We start from the raw sequence: 18,491 nt of genomic DNA, 5'->3' as shown, positions 1-18,491 counted from the left end.
TGCAGACTCCTTGCGACCCTGACACCCCACAGATTCCGCGCATCTGTGCCGATTTCCCGGAACTGCTGCGCAGAATCGCATCTTCATATCTGACACGTCGGATGCGTGAAGTATCTTCGGAGCGGCGCGGGGATTATGGTGTGCGCGGGCAAGGTGAAGTCGGACTGGATCCGGCGCAGGTTTTTGACAGCGGATGGGACGAAAAACTGGGAAGTTATCTGCAGCAGGAATAGAAAATGGTGGCCAGGGACGGAATCGAACCATCGACACGCGGATTTTCAGTCCGCTGCTCTACCAACTGAGCTACCTGGCCATCTTGTCTGCTTTTGACTCTTCGCCATGCAGGCTTTCCTGCATCCGTTAAAGCGGGATAGGCGTAATAAACCCGGCGAAGGGCGGGTATTAGACCGGCGAAAGCAAGCCGGGTCAAGGGGTTGACGGCCGTTTTGACTTGGCCCGGGACCGCCACTACCCTGCGGGAGAGACTCGAAGGATGAACAGCCAGGCCCGCCACACGGCCGCTCCCGCCCCCGGGACGGCGCCCGAGAGACGCTACGCCGCGGTGCGTGCGCTCACGGAGGACCTGTGCCGCAGCCTCGGGCCCGAGGACATGGCCCTGCAGAGCATGCCCGACGCCAGCCCGGCCAAGTGGCACCTGGCCCACACCAGCTGGTTCTTCGAGACCTTCCTGCTCTCGCCGCGCATGCCGGGTTACCGGCCGTTCCATCCGGACTTCGCCTACCTCTTCAATTCCTACTACCAGAGCGTCGGCGGCATGCACCCGCGGCCCCAGCGCGGCCTGCTCTCGCGTCCCGCAGCGGCGGAGGTGCTGGCCTACCGGGCACATGTGGACCATCACATGCAGCACCTCCTGGAGGATGCGGCCGGCGACGACGCAGAGCTCGCCGCGCTCCTCGCCCTCGGCCTCAACCATGAACAGCAGCACCAGGAGCTGCTGCTCATGGACGTGAAGCACCTCTTCTCCCTGAATCCGCTACAGCCCACCTGGCGGCCGCTGCCGAAGGTGGCGGCGGCCCGGGCACCCGCACTCAAATACATCTCCCGTCCCGCGGGACAGGTGTCCATCGGCCATGCCGGCGGGAGCTTCGCCTTCGACAACGAGACGCCGCAGCACGCCGCGCTGGTTCCGGGCCACGCGCTCGCGAACCGGCCGGTGACGAACGCCGAGTACCGGGACTTCATCCGCGATGGCGGCTACCGCGAGCCCGCGCTGTGGATGTCCGACGGCTGGACCACGTCGCAGAAGGAAGGCTGGCAGCGGCCGCTCTACTGGCAGGAGGACCTCGCCACGGAGTTCACCCTCGGCGGCACGCGCGAGATCGCCTGGGATGCGCCGGTATGCCATCTCAGCTGGTACGAGGCGGACGCCTTCGCCCGCTGGGCCGGCGCGCGCCTGCCCGGGGAGACCGAATGGGAGAGCCTGGCGGCGGAACAGCCGCTGGCCGGCAACTTCCTGGACAGCGGCCTCGCGCAGCCGGCGCCCGCCACCGGCGAGGGCGCGCTGCAGATGTACGGCGACGTGTGGGAGTGGACCGCCAGCGCCTACTCGGCCTATCCCGGCTACAGGCCGCCCGCCGGTGCGCTCGGCGAGTACAACGGCAAGTTCATGGCCAACCAGATGGTGCTGAGGGGCGGCGCCTGCGTGACGCCCGCCGGCCACCTGCGCCCCAGCTACCGCAACTTCTTCTACCCGCAGCAGCGCTGGCAGTTCGCCGGCCTGCGCCTCGCCAAGGATGCGTGACATGCAGATCTCCCAGGCCCTCTCCATCACCCTGCACGATTACCATCCGCGCCTCGACGAGATGTGCGAGGAGGTGCTCGCGGGCCTGGCGGAGCGGCAGAAGACCCTGCCCTGCAAGTATTTCTACGACGCGCGGGGCTCCAAGCTGTTCGACGCGATCTGCGAGCTGCCGGAGTACTACCTCACCCGCACCGAGCTCGGCATCATGGAGACCCACGTGGGCGCCATGGCGGCGGCCCTGGGCGAGCGGGTGTTGCTGGTGGAGCCGGGCAGCGGCAGCAGCGTGAAGACGCGCCTCCTGCTCGAGCACCTCAGGGATCCGGTGGCCTACGTACCGGTGGACATCTCCCGCGAGCACCTGGTGCAGGCCGCCGACCGGCTCAACCGGCTGTACCCGGCCCTTGAGGTGCTGCCGGTGTGCGCCGACTTCAACCAGGCCTTCCGGCTGCCGGTGCCGCGGCGCGAGGCGGCCCGCAGCGCGGTCTACTTCCCCGGCTCCACGCTCGGCAACTTCGCGCCAGCCGAGGCGGCGGCGCTGCTGCGCCACATGCGCCGGCTCGCCGGCGAGGACGGCGCGCTGCTGGTGGGCGTGGACATGGCCAAGGACCGGGCGGTGCTGGAACGGGCCTACGACGACGCGGCGGGCGTGACCGCCGAGTTCAACCTCAACATCCTCGCGCGCATCAACCGCGAGCTGGACGCGGACTTCGACGTCGCGCGCTTCCACCACCGCGCGGCCTACAACGAGAAGGCCGGCTGTATCGAGATGCACCTCGTGAGCAGCATGGCGCAGGCGGTGACGGTGGCGGGTGAGCGCTTCCAGTTCCGGGCCGGCGAGCACATCCTGAGCGAGCGTTCCCACAAGTACACGCCGGAACGTTTCGCGGCGCTGGCGGCACAGGCGGGCCTGAAGATCGAGCGGCAGTGGACCGACGACAGGCGCTACTTCTGCGTGGCGTATCTCACGTCGGTCGAGGGCTAACCGCCGGGCGGCGTATAGCCCTCCGGCTTCGCCGCCTCACCGCCGCCGAAAAAGTACTTCTCCATCTCGGCTTCTAGAAACTTCCTCGACTTCGGGTCTATGACCGAAAGCCGGTACTCGTTGATGAGCATGGTCTGGTGGCGCAGCCACTGCTGCCAGGCCTGTTGGGAGACCTGCTCGAAGATGCGCTGGCCCAGCGCCCCCGGATAGGGCGGCCGTGGCAGCCCCGGCAGGTCCTGCTTCAGCAACACGCACTGCACCGTCCGCGTCATCGTCCTCTCCATGCTAGTCCTGTACCAACGTCTCGAGCAGCCGCTTCACCGGTGCCGCGAGCCCGAGGCGCGGCGTCTCGCCCAGGGGATGCCAGCGGCTCCCCTCCTCCCGCACCGCTGCGGCGGCCGGAAGCGCGAGCTCCAAGGGTTCGATGTCCAGGTGGAAGTGGCTGAAGGTGTGGCGCAGCGCCGGGTGCTCGCGCACGGAGCGCGGCGGCTTGCCGAAGCGTTCCCGGCACCATGCCGCCACGTCTACATCCACATCCACCTGCGGGAAGCCCCACAGGCCGCCCCAGACGCCTGCCGGCGGACGCCTTTCCAGGAGCACCGCATCCTGCGCGACCAGCATCAGCATGCGGGTGCGTCTCACCGGCAGCGCCTTGCGCGGTTTCGGGGCCGGGAACTTCGTCTGCCTGCCGAGCCTGCGCGCGGCGCAATCCGCCGCCACCGGGCACTCGCCGCAGCGCGGGCTGCTGCGGGTACAGACGGTGGCGCCGAGGTCCATGACGGCCTGGGTGTAATCCGCGACCTTGGCTTCCGGGGTGTGGCGCTCCGCCAGCGCCCAGAGCTTCTCCTCCACCCGTTTCGCACCGGGCCAGCCCGCCACGGCGCCGTGGCGCGCGAGCACGCGCTTCACGTTGCCGTCCAGGATCGGATGCCGCTGGCCGGTGGAGAGGGCGAGGATCGCGCCGGCCGTGGAGCGGCCGATGCCCGGCAGCGCCTGCACCGCCTCCATGTCTTTCGGGAAGCGCCCGCCGTGCGCATCGCGGATCGCCTGCGCCGCCTTCTGCAGGTTGCGGGCACGGGCGTAGTAGCCGAGGCCGGTCCATAGGTGCAGCACCTCGTCCAGCGGCGCGTCCGCCAGCGCCTGGACGTCCGGGAAGCGCTGCATGAACCGCGTGTAGTAGGGGATGACCGTCGCCACCTGGGTCTGCTGCAGCATGATCTCCGACACCCACACGCGATAGGGCGTACGGCGCTTCTGCCAGGGCAGGTCGTGGCGGCCGTGGCCTGCGTGCCAGGCGAGCAGCCGCGCGGCGAAACCGCGCCCAGTGCGGCGCTCACTCATCCTCGCCTGCCTCGTCCTCATAATCGTCCATGGACGGCAGATGCGCGCGCTCCCGCGCCAGCCGCTCGACGCCGTCGGCGGAACGGCGCCCCTCGGTCTTGAGGCTGTGGGCCACCAGGGCCGAGCCGATGAGCGGAGGCACCCAGAAGGAGGGTTCCAGCGTGAGTTCCATGCGCATGCGCGTGCCCTTGCCCTCCGCCTCCAGGTGCCAGTGGCTCTCGCCCATCTTGAGGTTGCTCTGTTCCGGCAGCACCACCGCAGCGAGATCCCCGGGCGGAGTGCGGCTGAACTTCTGCATCCCCTGGATGTGGCGGCAGAGGAACAGCGCGCAGATGCGGCTGTCGGTATACACCAGCGCCGTGTCCGGGTCGAGCTGCTTCACCAGGCGGCTGACGCGGATGCTGGGCGAGATGCGCGTCAGGTGTGCGTAGTCCGTGAGCACCGCGTACACCGCATCCGGCGGCGCGGCCAGGTACAGGTCCGCCTGCACCCGGTAGCGGCCGGCGTCCCGGCTGACCTCGAGGGAATGGAAGTCCGCGGCGCCCGCCGCGGGCGGCAGCGCCGCGACACCGAGGGCCAGGATCAGGGCCAACTCACGCATCGCCTTGAGGTCTCCGCAGCCGTGCTCCGTGGGAGGAGGACCCGGCGGCGTCCGTGGCTATTCCCCGCCGCTGCTGCTGCCGAGGAGGTCCTGGAGCTTGTCCTTGACCTTGTCCTCGGCCTTCTTCTTGAGGTCGTCGAGCTTGCCCTTGGCGGCCTCGCCCAGGTCCGGCTGCACGCTCAAGTGGCCGAGGGTGCCGCCGATGTGCAGCGGCAGCGTCGCGCCCTTGAGGCCCGAGAGGTCGGTGCCGAGCTTCGGCGTGCCGGTGACGCGGCCCTTGAGGCTGTAGTCCACCGTGAGGTCGGCGAGGCCGAGCTTGCCGGCGCCGGACAGGTTCAGGAACGGCAGCGCGGCGCTGAAGTCCTTGTTGTACATCACGCCCTTGGTGAGGGTGGCGGTGCCGTGCATGTCCGCGAACTCGGTGCGCGGCGGGGCCGGCGGCGGCGGCTTCTGGCCCTTCACCCGCGCATAGGCGCGGGCGATGGCGTCCCACACGTTCACGCCCTCGAGCGCGCCGTTGCGGATAGCGAAGCTGGCGCGCCCGTTCAGGCTCTGGCGCAGCTGCCCCACCAGGCGGCCGGTGCCGCGGGTGGAGCTGGTGAGGTCGATGGTGCCGGAGAGCTTGTCGGTCTTGAACAGGTCCTGCGCGAGGCCCGCCACCTGCACGCCCTTGAGGTTGAGCGTCTCGCTCACGGTGGGATCCGCCTCCAGGCCGCGTGCGTCCACGCGCTTGCGTGCGTCCACCTGGATGTCGCCGTCGATGCCGCCGCCGTAGAGCCTGGCGCTGAGCGGCTGCACGTGGGCGAGGCCGTCGTGGCTGCTGATGCCCACGTCCATGTCGCTGGTCTGGACGTTGAGCAACTTGAAGCTGCCGATGTGCAGGTGGCCGTCCATCTCCAGCGCGCGCAACGTGCGCAACGGGATGCCCACCTTGTCCACGTCCACCTCCTCGCGAGGCTTGTCGGGCGTGCCGAGCTGCTGGGGCGGGAGGTAGCGGTCGGCGTCGAGCCTGTCCACGTTGAGGTCGTAGGACATGGCCAGGGTCTTGAAATCCTTGATCGCGGCGCGGCCGGTGAGATGGGTGTCGTCGAGCGTGAAGTCGAGGCCGCTCAGGGCGGCGGAGCCCGCGTCCGCCACGAAGCTGAAGCTGCCGAAGGCGTTGCCGAAGGCGCCGCGGTCGCGGGTCTCGGCGACGCCGGCGTGGCCCATGGCCTTGAGCGTGTCGCGCGGCGAGAAGCGCGCCAGCTTGGCGCTGCCGGTGAAGCTCGCGTCCTTGAGCACATCCTTGCCCTGGGCCTCGAGCTGGAAGCGCATGCCGTAGGCACCGGCGTCGAGGCCGTTTAGCGCGAGGCTGCCCTGCTCCTGGTTGAACGCCAGGTGCTGCCAGCGCAGCACCGCGTCCACCTCGCCGCCGGGCACCGCGTCGCCCTTGGCCTGCATCTCGAGCTTGGCGTCGTCCGCCGTATAGAGATGGCGCTCCAGGTCGGCGGTGGCGGTACCGCTGAAGTCCACGTGGCCCTGCACCGCCGGGTTGGTGCCGGTGAAGTCGAAACCCGATTCCACCGACAGCGGCTTGGCCGAGGCGAAGGCGCCGAGCTTGAGGGTGAAGTCGCTGATGGTGTACTGCTTGTGCTTCTCGGCGTCGGTCCAGCGCACCTGGCTGTCGGTGACGCTGACGCCGGCCACGCTGAGGTCCACGTTGCTCTCTTCCTCGTCCGCGCTCCCGCCCTTGGCGGAGGCGCGGGCCAGGTGCTCGCTGATGTCCTGCCAGTTGTTGCGGCCCTGGGCGTCGTGCTCGAGGTCGAGGTTGAGGCCGTCGAGCTTGACCGCGCCCACCTCGACGCGCCGGTGCAGCAGCGGCCAGAAGCGCACGTGCACGTCGGTCTCGTTGATGGAGGCGAACGGCACGCCGCCGAAGCCCTTGGCGTTGGACAGCTCCATGGGTCCGATCTGCATGCCGAGCCAGGGGAAGATGGAGAGCTTGATGTCGCCTTGGATGGCGAGCTCGCGGCCGGTCTTCTGCTTGACCAGGCGCGCGATGTCGTCCTTGAAGCTGTTGGGGTTGATCAGGAACGGCAGGGCCACCGCCAGCATGATGACCACGAGCACGAGGATTCCCAGGACGATGCCGGTTATCTTCAGTGCTTTCTTCATGGACTTTGGCTGCCTGCCTCTGGCGCGCCGCGGGCGCGACGTGTGGACGGTCCCAAGCCCCCCTGAAGGGCCTGGACGGTCATGTTATCAGCTTGTCCCCGGAGGGCCTAGCGCGGGGCGGGGGCCGGAGGCGTATCCGACCGCGGTCGCGGGCTCTCGCGCCGGCCCGCCTCGGCTTCGAGCCGCACGCGGAAGGCGCCGAAGTCCATGGGCCGGCCGGTCAGGTAACCCTGCACCCGGTCGCAGCCGTGCACCTCGAGGAAGGCGCGTTGGGCCTCGTGCTCCACGCCCTCGGCGAGCACCTGCATGCCGAGGTTGTGGGCGAGGCGGATCACGGTGTCGGTGATGGCCGCGTCCGCCGCCGAGTGGGTGACGCCGGTCACGAAGGACTTGTCCACCTTGAGCTCGTCCACGGGGAAACGCTTCAGGTAGCTGAGCGAGGAATAGCCGGTCCCGAAGTCGTCGAGCGCGATCTTCACGTTCACCTGCTTGAGGCGCTGCAGCACGCGCTCGGCGTCGGCCGGGTCGCGCATCAGCAGGCTCTCGGTGATCTCCAGGGTGAGGCGCTCGGCGGGCACCGCGTGGGCCTTCAGCACCGCCTGGATGCGCTCCGCCAGGCCCGGCTGCATGAACTGGCGGGCCGAGAGGTTCACCGCGATGCGCGGCGGGGCGCTGCCGCCCCGCTCCAGCTCCGTGAAGTCGCGGCACACCTGCGTGAGCACCCACTCGCCGACCGGCAGGATGAGGCCGGTCTCCTCGAGAAGCGGGATGAACTCGGACGGCGAGACTTCGCCCTCCTCCGGGTGGTTCCAGCGCAGCAGCGCCTCGGCGCCGCTGAGCATGCCGCCCGCGAGCTCCACCTGCGGCTGGTAGTGGACCTCGAACTCGCCGCGCTCCAGCGCGTGGCGGAGCCCCCCGAGCAGCGCCACCCGCCGCGCCGCCGGCGCGTTCATGGCGGCGTCGAAGAACTGGAAGCCGTTGCGGCCGCGCTGCTTGGCACGGTGCAGCGCCACGTCGGCATGCTTGAACAGGGTGTCGGCGTCGTCGCCGTCGCGCGGGCCGACGGCGACCCCGAGACTCGCGGTCAGGAACACGTCGCGCCCGTCGACGCCGATGGGCTGGGTGATGTTCTCGAGCAGCGCCTGCACGGTACTGCGCAGCACGCCCTCGTCGTCCTGCCCCTCCAGCACCACGCCGAACTCGTCGCCGCCGACCCGAGCCATGAGGCTCCCGCCGACATGCGCGGCGAGCCGTCCCGCCACCGCCTGTATGCAGCGGTTGCCGTACTCGTAGCCGAGGGTATCGTTGATCTGCTTCATGCTGTCGAGGTTGAACAACAACAGCGCCGCCGGCTTGTGCTTCCCGATGCTGAGCAACGCATCGTCGAGCCGGTCCAGCAGCAGCGAGCGGTTAGGCAGGCCGGTGAGGCCGTCGTAGTTGGTCATGCGCTCGATGGTGCGTTCGGCGTGGTGCTTCTCGATGGCGATGCGCGCGATGTGGGCGAAGCGCTCCATCAGCGCCGCATCCTGCGGTGCGGGCCGTGCCGGCGTGCGGGAGTAGGCGGAGAAGGTGCCGAGCAGCTTGCCGCGCTGCGAGAGGATCGGCAGCGACCAGGCGGCGCCCACGCCGAGCGTGGCGGCGAGGTCGCGCAGCGAACTCCAGCGTGGATCGGTGGCGCAGTCCTCCACCAGCACCGGTTGCTTGCTCCAAGCGGCCACGCCGCTGGGATTGGAATCCGCGGCCACGGGCACATCGCCCAGCAGCGCACTGTAGTCCGGCGGCATGTTGGGCGCCGCCACTACGTTCAGGCGGTCGCCGGCCTCGTTGGCGAGCAGCACCGCGTACAGCGTCGGCTGCCGGGAATGGCGCTCGCACAGCCGGGCCATCTCTTCCAACACCGGCTTGAGCCCCTCGTCCGCCGCCATGCGCTCGAAGACGCGACGCTCTCCTTCCAGCAACGCAGGATCGGCGACCACTTCCCCGGTCGAGGAAGAGCCGAACAGTCCTGCGATGGAAAGCGGTCTGTGCTCCATGCAGTACATCCTTGTACCTTGGAAGCGCTGGGGCTCAGGTGCAGAGTCGCTTCAGCAGCGGCATCAGCTCCTGATACAGGTCGGACTTCACCAGGTAGGCGTCCGCCCCCGCATCCAGGGCCATCTCACGATACTCCGGTTCCGCATGGAAAGACATGACCACCACTTTCGGCGGCGATTTCCGGGACTTGAGCTTGCGGGTGACCGCGGGCCCGTTCATGTCCGGCATAGTGAAGTCCACCAGCACCAGGTCCGGTTCCTGTTCATCGGCCAGCTTGAGCCCGTCTCCGCCGGTGTGGGCGCGGCCCACGATCTCGACACCGTCATAGGTGCGCAGCAAGGTGGTCAGCGCGGAAAGCAGCGGCGGATAGTCATCCACCAGTATCGTGCGCATCGGTCTCTTCTCCCCGGTCTGCATTGCATCCCTCCGGATGCCCCGAGCCTGCACGATCGCGTCCTTATGCGGGGTCCTTTAGTCTTGGTCGCGCACAGGCTTCGGGTACGGTGCCAATGTGCGCGTTCCGGGGGACGGGGGGCATTGGGGCTTCCCTGATTGTGTCTCAGGGATTCCCTGATATGAGGGCCGGCGGGAGGCCGCCCTGCGCGGGGTCTGGGCCTATTCGGAGGAGATCAGCCCCTTCTTCATGGCGTAGCGGACCAGGCCCACCACGTCGTGGATGTCGAGCCGCTCCATGAGCTGGGCACGGTGGGTCTCCACGGTCTTCACCGAGAGGTGCAGGGTATCGGCGATCTCGCGGGTCCCCTTGCCTTCGGCGATGAGCTGCAGGATCTCGCGCTGGCGCGGCGTGAGCAGGTCCAGGCCCGTGGGGCCTCCGCGCAGGAAGTTATCCACCACCTGGCGCGAGATGGCGGGGCTCAGGTAGAACTGCCCCATCGCCACGGACTTCAGCGCCATCTCGAGCTCGGCGGTGGCGGCGTCCTTGAGCAGGTAGCCGGAGGCGCCGGCCTTGAGCGCCTGCGCCACGTACTCCTCGCTCGCGTGCATGGACAGGATGATGATCTTGGTCTGGGGATGGATGTTGTGGATGCGCTCAGCCGACTCGAGGCCATTGAGCCCCGGCATGGCGATGTCCATGAGCACCATGTCCGGCTGCAGGTCCCGCACCAGGCGCAGCGCCTGGCGCCCGTCGGCGGCCTCCGCCACCACCTCCATCTCCGGTAGGCGCGCGATCAGCGCGGTGAGCCCGGACCGCACCAGCGTGTGGTCATCGGCGATGAGTATCCGCATGGGCCATCACTCCCTTGTCTCCCAAGCCCTCACACCATAAATCACCGCCCGCGATCCGGCAATGACACCCGGATCAGGGTACCCTGGCCGGGCGACGACTCCATGGCCAGTTCGCCCCCGGCCAGCCGTACCCGCTCCTGCATGCCCAGCACGCCCAGGCTGCCGCCCCCCAGGGCATGGCGGCGGGCAGCGTCCACATCGAAGCCGCGTCCGTCGTCCCTGAGCGAGAGCACCAGGCGTCCCTCGGCATGTGCCAGCGCCACCTGCGCCTGGTGCGCATCCGCGTGCTTGAGGATGTTGGAGAGGGCCTCCTGGAACACCCGGAACAGCGTCAGCTCCACCATGGCGTCGAAGCGCGGCAGGTCCTCGGGAAGATCCCACGTCACCTCGAGACCGCTGCCGCCGGTGCGGGTGCGCACGCACCAGCGCAAGGCCGGCACCAGTCCCAGGTCGTCCAGCACCGAAGGGTGCAGGTCCAGGGACATCTGCCTGACCTTCGCCAGCAGGTCGGCGATGATGGCGGACGTGTCGGCTAGGCGCGGCGCGAGCGCGCCCGCTGCCGCATCCTGCTCCAGGTCCCGCAGGCTGATGCGGGTGGCGGTGAGCGATTGGCCCACTTCGTCATGGAGTTCCCTGGCTATGGTCCGCCGCTCGGACTCCTGCGCTTCCAGGAGCTGACGTGACATGAGCCGCAGCTCTTCCGTGTAGGCGCGTTCGCGCTCTTCCGCCGCGCGCCGCTCGGTGATGTCGATGATCGAGGCCAGCACGAAGCGTCCCTGAGCCGTGACGATGGGATTGAGGCCGATCTCCACCGGCACCTCATGGCCTTGCTTGTGCACGCCGAACAGGTCGCGCCCCTGCCCCATGGCGCGCATCTGCGGCGCGCGGCTGTACCCTTCGCGTTGCGCCGCGTGGTCGCCGCGATAGCGCATCGGTACCAGCATCTCCACCGGCTTCCCGGCCAGTTCCGCGGCGGTGTAGCCGAACAGCTTCTCGGCCTGGGGGTTGGCGAGCACGATGGCCCCGCGCTCATCCACCATGACCATGGCATTGGGAGCACCCTCCACCATGGAACGGAAACGCAACTCCGACTCCTTGCGTTCGCTCACATCCTGGATGGCGCTCTGGATGTTGCCGTCGTGAAGGCGGCGGGCGCTCACTTCCACGTGGATGACCTGGCCGTCCTTGCGGCGCATGCGCTTCTGCAACTGCAGGTGGCCGCCCGACTCGAGCTGCTCGACGCGGACGATGGTGTCGGCGTCTTCCGGATGCACCAGGTCCCGCATGTTTAGCTGCACCAGCTCTTCACGCGCGTAACCCAGCATCCGGCACAGAGTGCCGTTCACGAACAGCAATCTGCCCTGGGGCGAGCGCACCAGGATCCCCTCCAGGGCCTGGTCCACCAGCTCGGCGTAGCGCCGCTCGCTCTCCTCACGGGCCTGCTCGATGCGCTTGCGCTCGCCGATGTCGTGGCTGATGACCTGGATCGATCCGTCCGCGAGGCGCTGCACGCTCGCCTCCACGGGGATGGCGCGCCCGTCCTTGTGGCGCATGACGCGCTCCAGGCGCAATGTCTCGAGGGGCCTGAGGGCATCTATACGCGCCGCGGTGCCATGGTCCGAGGCATGGATCAGCACCGAGGAACGGCTCGCCAGCAGTTCCTCACGGGCATACCCCAGCATGCGACAGGCCGAGTCATTTACGAACAGCATGCGGCCCTCCGGAGTGCGCAGCCAGATGCTGTCGGCAGCCTGATCCACGAGCGCTGCATAGCGCCGCTCGCTCTCCTGGCGGGCCTTCTCGGCCTGCTTGCGCGCGCTCACGTCCAGCAGCACGGATTGCAGGTTGCCGTCCGGCAGGCGCTGGGTGACATACTCGACCTCGCGCAGGCCGCCGCCCTTGCATCTCATGAGCGTCTCGATGCGCGTCGACTCGCCGGGCTCCAGCAGCGCCACCTTCTGCAGCACCGCCTGGTCCACGACCATGTCCCGCGCCTTGAGCGTGAGCAGTTCTTCCCGGCTGTAGCCGGTCATGCGGCAGTAAGCCTCGTTGACCAGCAGTAGTTGGCCTTCGGGGCTGCGCACCACGAACCCGTTGATCGCCTGCTCCACCAGCCGGGTGTAGCGCCGCTCGCTTTGTTCGAGCCGCGCGGCGAGTTCACGGGAGGTGGCTGCCCGCAGGCCCGCACGCCGCAGGAACAGCAGCGCATACAGGGCGCCGCCCAGGCAGGCGATGAGGATGATGAGCACGGCACTGGGCGGCAGCCACCCCGCGGCATAGGCGGCGACTGCCAGGATGGCGGCAGCCGCCAGCACGCCGGCAGCGAGCGTGTACCCGCTGTCGAACCCTCTGCGCGGTGCCTGGTCAGGTTCCATGTTCCCCTCTTCCCGCATCCCCCGATGCGGCCACTGCATCCAAGGATAGCGCAAGCACAGGACAGCCAGTTTTTCCCAAAGAGCACGCAGCAGCCGACGCGCAAGGGGCAGCCATATATGGCTGCCCGGCGTACAGGGATGTACGCCGTGGTCATGTCACCAGGGATGGTTAGCAGAAGAATTCTGGAGCGGGTGATGGGAATCGAACCCACGTTATCTGGTTGGGAACCAGGAGTTCTACCATTGAACTACACCCGCGTGCAGGCCCATTCTAGCGGCGGCCCGGGGGCTTTCAAAGGCCCGCGCTGGGCCTGCGCGCGGGTGCGGTAAAATCCCGGATCGCACCCCCACGAGCCCGCCCATGCGCCTGCACGTCAACGGCCAGTCCACCGACCACCCCGCCGGCCTCACCGCCCGGGATCTCCTGGAGCGCATGGAGCTGGCGGGCAAGCGCGTGGCGGTGGAAGTGAACGGCGAGATCGTGCCCCGCAGCGCCCATGCCACCCACGAATTCAAGGATGGCGACACGGTCGAGATCATCCATGCAGTCGGCGGCGGCTGAGCCGCACCATAGATATAGAGACAACAACCCGATGAACACCGCCCACAAACCGGCCCCCTCGGCCGATGACAGCTTCGCCGTCGCCGGCAAGGCCTTCCGCTCGCGCCTGCTCATAGGCACCGGCAAGTACAAGGACATGGACGAGACGCGCCGCGCGGTGGAAGCCAGCGGCGCCGAGATCGTCACCTTCGCGATCCGCCGCACCAACCTCGGCCAGACGCCGGGCGAGCCCAACCTGCTGGAGGTGCTGTCGCCCTCCAAGTACACCTTCCTGCCCAACACCGCCGGCTGCTATACCGCCGAGGACGCGGTGCGCACCTGCCGCCTCGCGCGCGAGCTCCTGGACGGCCACCGGCTGGTGAAGCTGGAAGTCCTGGGCGATGAGAAGACCCTGTACCCGGACGTGAGCGAGACCCTCAAGGCCGCCGAGGTGCTGGTGAAGGAAGGATTCGAGGTCATGGTCTACACCAGCGACGATCCGCTGGTGGCGAAGAAACTGGAGGACTTGGGTGTGGTGGCAGTGATGCCGCTGGGCGCGCCCATCGGCTCGGGACTCGGCATCCGCAACCCCTACAACATCCTCACCATCGTGGAGCAGTCCCGGGTACCCGTTCTGGTGGACGCGGGTGTAGGCACCGCTTCCGATGCCGCCATCGCCATGGAGCTCGGCTGCGACGGCGTACTGATGAACACCGCAGTGGCGCTCGCAAAGGACCCTGTCCTAATGGCCTCGGCCATGAAGAAAGCCATCGAGGCGGGCCGCGAGGCCTATCTGGCCGGCCGCATCCCCAGGAAGCGCTTCGCCTCCGCCTCATCTCCCGTCGACGGCCTGTTCTTCTAATAATAATGAGTGAGATGCCAGTCATGCGCAGAGTACGGAGTTTCGTGCTCCGGCAAGGCCGCATGACACATGGGCAAGAGCGTGCACTGACGGAACTGCTGCCCCGCTACGCGGTGCCGGATGGCCCGGTGGATTTCCCGGCGCTGTTCGGCCGCGACGCGAAGCGCACCCTCGAGATCGGCTTCGGCGATGGGCACAACCTGGTGGAGCTGGCGCGCCGCCATCCGGAGCAGGATTTCCTAGGCTGCGAGGTGCACCGCCCCGGCGTCGGCCGGCTGCTGCTCAGCATCGAGGAACTCGGCCTCGCCAACCTGCGGGTCTACCCGGACGATGCCCTGCCCTTCCTCAAGGAACGGATACCCGACGCGGGCCTCGACACGCTCCTCATCTATTTCCCGGATCCGTGGCCCAAGAAGCGCCACCACAAGCGCCGCCTCATCCAGCCGGACACGGTGGAACTCTTTGCGCACAAACTGAAACGGGGTGGAACGCTGCAGCTCGCCACCGACTGGGAGGACTACGCCCGCCACGCGCTGGAGGTGCTAAACGCCTCCCCGGCCTTCGGGAACTGCGACCCGCTGGGCGGCTGCGTGCCGCGCCCGCCGGAGCGGCCCGAGACCAAGTTCGAGCGCCGGGGCCTTAAGCTCGGGCACGCGGTGTACGACCTCGTCTTCACGCGGCGCTGACGCCTATTGCGGCCCCGCGGGGCATCTTCTAGGCTGATGCTCCTTCGTTGTGGGGTGACGAGCATGTCCGAGACGCGGGCCGGCCGCCTTGACGGCCTCGCCGGCTGGACCGGCCGGCGCACCCTGTCGGTCGGCAGCTACCTGCTCGAGCTCACCGTGTTCGTGCTGCGCGCATTCCGCGAGTGGGCGCAGCGCCGGCAGGTGTTCAACCGCGCCACCCTGCAGACGCTCTACGGCCAGATCATCTTCACCGGCGTGGACGCGCTGCCGCTGGTCAGCTTCCTGGGCCTGGCGGTGGGCCTCTCCATCACCTCGCAGATGCTCAAGCTCGCCACCGCGCTCGGCAACGAAGCCGACGTGGCGGCGCTGCTCACCCGCATCGTGGGCATGGAGCTCTCCTCCATCCTCACCGCGATCGTGCTCATCGGCCGTTCCGGCTCGGCCATCGCGGTGGACCTGGGCTCCATGAAGCTGCGCGGCGAGGTGCAAGGCCTCGAACTCCTCGGCATCAACGTCAACGAGTTCTTCGTGGCGCCGCGCATCATCGGCGCCGGCATCGCCCAGTTCACCCTGGCGGTGTACTTCGCGGTGATCGCGCTGTTCGGCGGCGTGCTCATCAACGACCTGCTCACGCCCGGCAGCAGCGCCCACCAGCTCAGCAAACTGGCCGAGGCGATCGCGCCGGAGCAGGTGCTGCTGTTCGGCCTCAAGAACCTGCTGTTCGGCATCACCATCGCCGGCACGGCCTGCTACCACGGACTCAGGGTGCGCACCTCGCCCACGGAGCTGCCGCAGCAGACCCAGCGTGCCATCGTGACCAGCCTGGTGCTGGTGTTCGCCGCCGATGGCCTGCTGGCGGTGGTGTCGTGAGCGCGGCGGCGCTGCTGGAAGCCGAGGACCTGCGCCCGTTGCGCGAGGACGGCAGCCCCTTCCTGCATCCGCTGAGCTTCCGCGTCCCGGCCGGCCGCACCGTATGCCTGGTGGGGCCCAACGGCGGCGGCAAGACCGCCTACCTGCGCGCACTCGCCGCGGTGGACCCGCCCGCCGCTGGGAACCTCAAGCTGTTCGGACTGGACACGCGCCGGCTCGGCGAGACCGCACGGCGCAACCTCAGGTTGCGGGCGGCGTTCGTGATGGAGAGCGCGCCGCTCCTGTCGGTGGTGAACGGCCTCGCCAATGTGACCCTGCCGGCCATGTACCACCGGCCCGGCAACGCCACCGAGGTGCAGGCGGCCGCCATAGAGACGCTGCGCTTCCTCGACTACCCGGGACGGCAGGACCTGCTGCCTGCCTACCTCAACCAACACGAGCGGCTCTTGCTCGCCATCGCGCGCTGCCTCATGCTGTCTCCGGAAGCGATCTTCCTCGACGAGCCTTTCCACATGACGGACAACGCCTGCCGCGACCGCGAGGCGGCGGTGTACCGGAAGCTCGCGCGGGAACGGAACATGGCGGTGCTCATCGCCACCCATAACCTGGGGTTCGTGCGCCGCCACGCCGAGGACATCGTGTTCCTGCACCCGGGTTGGGTCGGATGCTTCAGGGGGTGGGACGAGTTCACGGATTCGCGGCGTGCCGAGGTGCGCGGCTTCCTCGACACCGCTGCGTGATGCGGACGGTTGTATTCTCGTCTTTTGCGGTGCATGGATGCACCGCACGCGAATCAAGCACGCAGTGCTTGATTCGGCGGAGGAGAGCCAGGACTTGCTCCTGGCTCGACGACTCTGAAAAATCCTGGGATGGATTTTTCAGGGCTTAAACAGAAGAGCGAAGCTCGTGGCCGAGAAACAGACTGAGCAGGTCCATTACATCCACCGCCTCAACTACACGGTGCGGGAACGGCTGGTGGGCGTGTTCGTGCTGGCCGCGGTGCTGCTGCTGTTCTTCACCCTCGCCTTCAACCGCCAGACACTGCGCTTCTTCGCGCCCAAGTTCACGCTGCATGCCTACATCACCAACGCCCAGGGCGTGACCCGGGATACGCCGGTGATGGTGTACGGCCTGGACGTGGGCAAGGTCACCAAGCTCAGTCTCTCCGACGACAACCGCATCGCGGTGACCATGGAGATCCTGGAGCGGTTCCACAGGCTCATCAGGACCGACTCGACGGCCGAGATCAGCAAGCTCTCGGTGATCGGCAACGCCGCCATCAGCATCAAGCCGGGCTCCCCGGACAAGCCCATGATCCCCGCCGACTCCACCCTGGTGCTGGAGCAGCCCATGTCGGTGGACCAGATGATGGCGCAGGTCTCGCCGGTGCTGGCTGACGTGAAGTCCACGCTCTCGCAGGTGAACCAGCTCACCCACTCCATCGCGCCGGAGGACCTCAAGGCCACGGTGCACAACCTGGCCGAGCTCACCGCGAACCTCAAGGTCATCACCGATCAATTCGCCTCGCCCAAGGGCACCCAGGCGACCCAGGCTACGCTGCAGAACCTGGCGGCGACCCTCAAGGAGACCCAGGCGCGCCTCGCGGAGATCCAACCGCTCATCAAGAGCGCGAACGCTGCCTCCGCCGACATCCCGGGCCTGGTGGCCGAGAGCCGCAAGCTAGTGACCCAGCTCAACACTACCCTGGGCACGGTGAACTACCAGCTGCAAGCCATGCCGGACATGGTGGGCCGCACCCGCCAGATCCTGGATGAGACGGATGCCACCCTGCAGGCGGTGCAGAACACCTGGCCCATCTCTTCCTCGGTGGCGAAGAAACCGACGGATACGCTCACACCTGTGCCGCCGCCCCCATGACGCGAATAAACGCCGCCTCAATGCTGGTGCTCACGGCCTCGCTGGCCGCCTGCGGAAGCAAGCCCGTGCAGCAGCCGGCCACCGTGAGCAACGCCCAAAGGTTCATGGCCAGCGGCATGCAGGCCTACCAGGACAACCGCTACGCCGAGGCGCGCAACTTCTTCGGCCGCGCGTTCATGGAATACCGCAGCGTGGACAACCTGGACCGCGAGGCGGACGCGCTCACGGACCTCGCCGACGCCGCCCTGCAGCAGGGCGAGGTGAAGGCGGCGCGCGGACACCTTGCCCAGGCACGTTCGCTCCTGGCCACGCATCCAGTGGCAGGGCTTGCGGCGCGGCTCACGCTGCTGGAGAGCTACGCCGACCTGCAGTCCCAGGACCCCACTGCCGCTGCGGCGAAGCTCGACGGCCTGCTCGCCGACGCTTCGACGCCGGCGGACCTGCGCCGCGCCGCGCTCATCGCCCGTACCCAGGCGGCCTTCGACGCGAAGGCGTCCGACGCGGCGGACTGGCTCGCGAAACTGGGTGCCCCCCAGGGCGAACTGGATGAGGCCCGCCTTGCGCGCCTGCAGGCGCTGGCGGAACCCGCGCGCGCCGATACGCTCTACGCCGACGCGCTGAAACGCTACCAGGCGGCCTACTACCGTCCCGGCATCGCGGCGACCCACGAGGAATGGGGCGGGCTGCTCGTGTCGCAGCAGCAATGGCCCGCTGCTCGCGACCACTTGCAACGGGCGCTGGATGTGAGACTTTGGATGTACGACGCGACCCACTCCGCGCGCATCCTGGACGGACTCAAGCAGGTGGATACGGCGCTCGGCGACGCGGATGCCGCCAAGAAGGACCAGCAGTACTCCGATTACCTGAAGAATGGCGGGGATCCCTCCCAGCCGCCTAATCCCTAAGCCCCGGCACTACCCCATAAGAGATATTCAAGAGGGCGCGTTCCGCCGCGCTCACGGGCCCCTTTTCTTTGCTCGCCCAAAGAAAAGGGGCGAAAAGAAAGGGCGCCCCCGGGATGCCGGCCCGAAGCGGGCTGAAGCTGCGCGCTTCGCTCGCTGCGGGGCCGCGCTCACGGGACATCCCTGTCCCTTCGCGCGGGCGCGGTCTCCCTGACCGCGCCCTTCGGCCATCCTTGCTCGCTCCAGTGCTCGCCG

At 68.2% G+C, this 18,491-nt stretch carries 17 protein-coding genes and 2 tRNA genes; 9 read left to right on the top strand and 10 right to left on the bottom strand.

Annotated elements, in window-relative coordinates; genetic code table 11:
- Positions 1 to 237 precede the first annotated feature (237 nt).
- Positions 238 to 313: transfer RNA gene (locus tag VF651_03735), tRNA-Phe, on the bottom strand.
- Between the two features lie 180 nt (positions 314 to 493).
- Here VF651_03735 and egtB point away from each other — a divergent pair.
- On the top strand, positions 494 to 1,762 hold the full coding sequence (egtB, locus tag VF651_03730; GenBank protein HEX7964808.1) for an ergothioneine biosynthesis protein EgtB: 1,269 nt from the start codon (positions 494 to 496) through the stop codon (positions 1,760 to 1,762).
- Between the two features lies 1 nt (position 1,763).
- Entirely contained in the window at positions 1,764 to 2,744 is a 981-nt protein-coding gene (egtD, locus tag VF651_03725) for an L-histidine N(alpha)-methyltransferase (protein HEX7964807.1), read from the top strand.
- Here the strand turns inward: egtD and VF651_03720 are convergent.
- The 9 genes from VF651_03720 to VF651_03680 form a co-directional block, all read right to left on the bottom strand.
- Entirely contained in the window at positions 2,741 to 3,016 is a 276-nt protein-coding gene (locus VF651_03720; GenBank protein HEX7964806.1) for an oxidative damage protection protein, read from the bottom strand. The genes egtD and VF651_03720 overlap by 4 nt on opposite strands.
- A gap of 13 nt (positions 3,017 to 3,029) precedes the next feature.
- Positions 3,030 to 4,085: an A/G-specific adenine glycosylase gene (gene mutY / locus VF651_03715; GenBank protein ID HEX7964805.1), complete on the bottom strand. Its 1,056-nt coding sequence runs from the start codon at positions 4,083 to 4,085 to the stop codon at positions 3,030 to 3,032.
- Positions 4,078 to 4,686 (bottom strand): SRPBCC family protein, encoded by a 609-nt coding sequence (locus tag VF651_03710; GenBank protein HEX7964804.1) that lies wholly within the window; start codon positions 4,684 to 4,686, stop codon positions 4,078 to 4,080. Before VF651_03710 ends, mutY begins: the two co-directional genes overlap by 8 nt.
- A gap of 57 nt (positions 4,687 to 4,743) precedes the next feature.
- A complete protein-coding gene (locus VF651_03705) occupies positions 4,744 to 6,840 on the bottom strand; it encodes an AsmA family protein (protein ID HEX7964803.1) in 2,097 nt (698 codons plus the stop codon).
- A gap of 107 nt (positions 6,841 to 6,947) precedes the next feature.
- Positions 6,948 to 8,873 (bottom strand): GGDEF domain-containing protein, encoded by a 1,926-nt coding sequence (locus VF651_03700; GenBank protein ID HEX7964802.1) that lies wholly within the window; start codon positions 8,871 to 8,873, stop codon positions 6,948 to 6,950.
- 34 nt (positions 8,874 to 8,907) lie between these two features.
- Positions 8,908 to 9,267, bottom strand: coding sequence for a response regulator transcription factor (locus tag VF651_03695; protein ID HEX7964801.1), 360 nt, complete (start codon positions 9,265 to 9,267; stop codon positions 8,908 to 8,910).
- A 222-nt stretch (positions 9,268 to 9,489) separates the two neighbouring features.
- Positions 9,490 to 10,122, bottom strand: coding sequence for a response regulator transcription factor (locus VF651_03690; GenBank protein ID HEX7964800.1), 633 nt, complete (start codon positions 10,120 to 10,122; stop codon positions 9,490 to 9,492).
- Positions 10,123 to 10,163: 41 nt separating this feature from the next.
- The gene (locus VF651_03685; GenBank protein HEX7964799.1) at positions 10,164 to 12,497 is read right to left on the bottom strand and encodes a PAS domain S-box protein; all 2,334 of its coding nucleotides are present in this window, start codon (positions 12,495 to 12,497) and stop codon (positions 10,164 to 10,166) included.
- Between the two features lie 184 nt (positions 12,498 to 12,681).
- Positions 12,682 to 12,755, bottom strand: a tRNA-Gly gene (locus VF651_03680).
- Positions 12,756 to 12,858: 103 nt separating this feature from the next.
- Here VF651_03680 and thiS point away from each other — a divergent pair.
- The 7 genes from thiS to VF651_03645 all read left to right on the top strand — a co-directional run bounded on the left by thiS (position 12,859) and on the right by VF651_03645 (position 18,239).
- Positions 12,859 to 13,059 (top strand): sulfur carrier protein ThiS, encoded by a 201-nt coding sequence (gene thiS / locus VF651_03675; protein ID HEX7964798.1) that lies wholly within the window; start codon positions 12,859 to 12,861, stop codon positions 13,057 to 13,059.
- A 31-nt stretch (positions 13,060 to 13,090) separates the two neighbouring features.
- Complete coding sequence (locus VF651_03670; GenBank protein HEX7964797.1) at positions 13,091 to 13,900, top strand: thiazole synthase; 810 nt, start codon at positions 13,091 to 13,093, stop codon at positions 13,898 to 13,900.
- Between the two features lie 62 nt (positions 13,901 to 13,962).
- Positions 13,963 to 14,586 carry a tRNA (guanosine(46)-N7)-methyltransferase TrmB gene (trmB, locus tag VF651_03665; GenBank protein ID HEX7964796.1) on the top strand — a complete coding sequence of 208 codons (624 nt, stop codon included), beginning with the start codon at positions 13,963 to 13,965 and terminating at the stop codon, positions 14,584 to 14,586.
- Positions 14,587 to 14,649: 63 nt separating this feature from the next.
- On the top strand, positions 14,650 to 15,456 hold the full coding sequence (locus VF651_03660; GenBank protein ID HEX7964795.1) for an ABC transporter permease: 807 nt from the start codon (positions 14,650 to 14,652) through the stop codon (positions 15,454 to 15,456).
- Positions 15,453 to 16,196, top strand: coding sequence for an ATP-binding cassette domain-containing protein (locus VF651_03655; GenBank protein HEX7964794.1), 744 nt, complete (start codon positions 15,453 to 15,455; stop codon positions 16,194 to 16,196). The genes VF651_03660 and VF651_03655 overlap by 4 nt, the downstream gene beginning before the upstream one ends.
- Before the next feature lie 166 nt (positions 16,197 to 16,362).
- Positions 16,363 to 17,334, top strand: a complete 972-nt coding sequence (locus VF651_03650; protein HEX7964793.1) for an MlaD family protein — start codon at positions 16,363 to 16,365, stop codon at positions 17,332 to 17,334.
- A gap of 20 nt (positions 17,335 to 17,354) precedes the next feature.
- The gene (locus VF651_03645) at positions 17,355 to 18,239 is read left to right on the top strand and encodes a hypothetical protein (protein ID HEX7964792.1); all 885 of its coding nucleotides are present in this window, start codon (positions 17,355 to 17,357) and stop codon (positions 18,237 to 18,239) included.
- Positions 18,240 to 18,491: the final 252 nt, after the last annotated feature.

It is taken from the genome of Gammaproteobacteria bacterium (genome assembly GCA_036383255.1).
Lineage (GTDB): Bacteria > Pseudomonadota > Gammaproteobacteria > Natronospirales > REEB76 > DASUBN01.
This window is presented reverse-complemented; position numbering and strand designations above follow the sequence as displayed.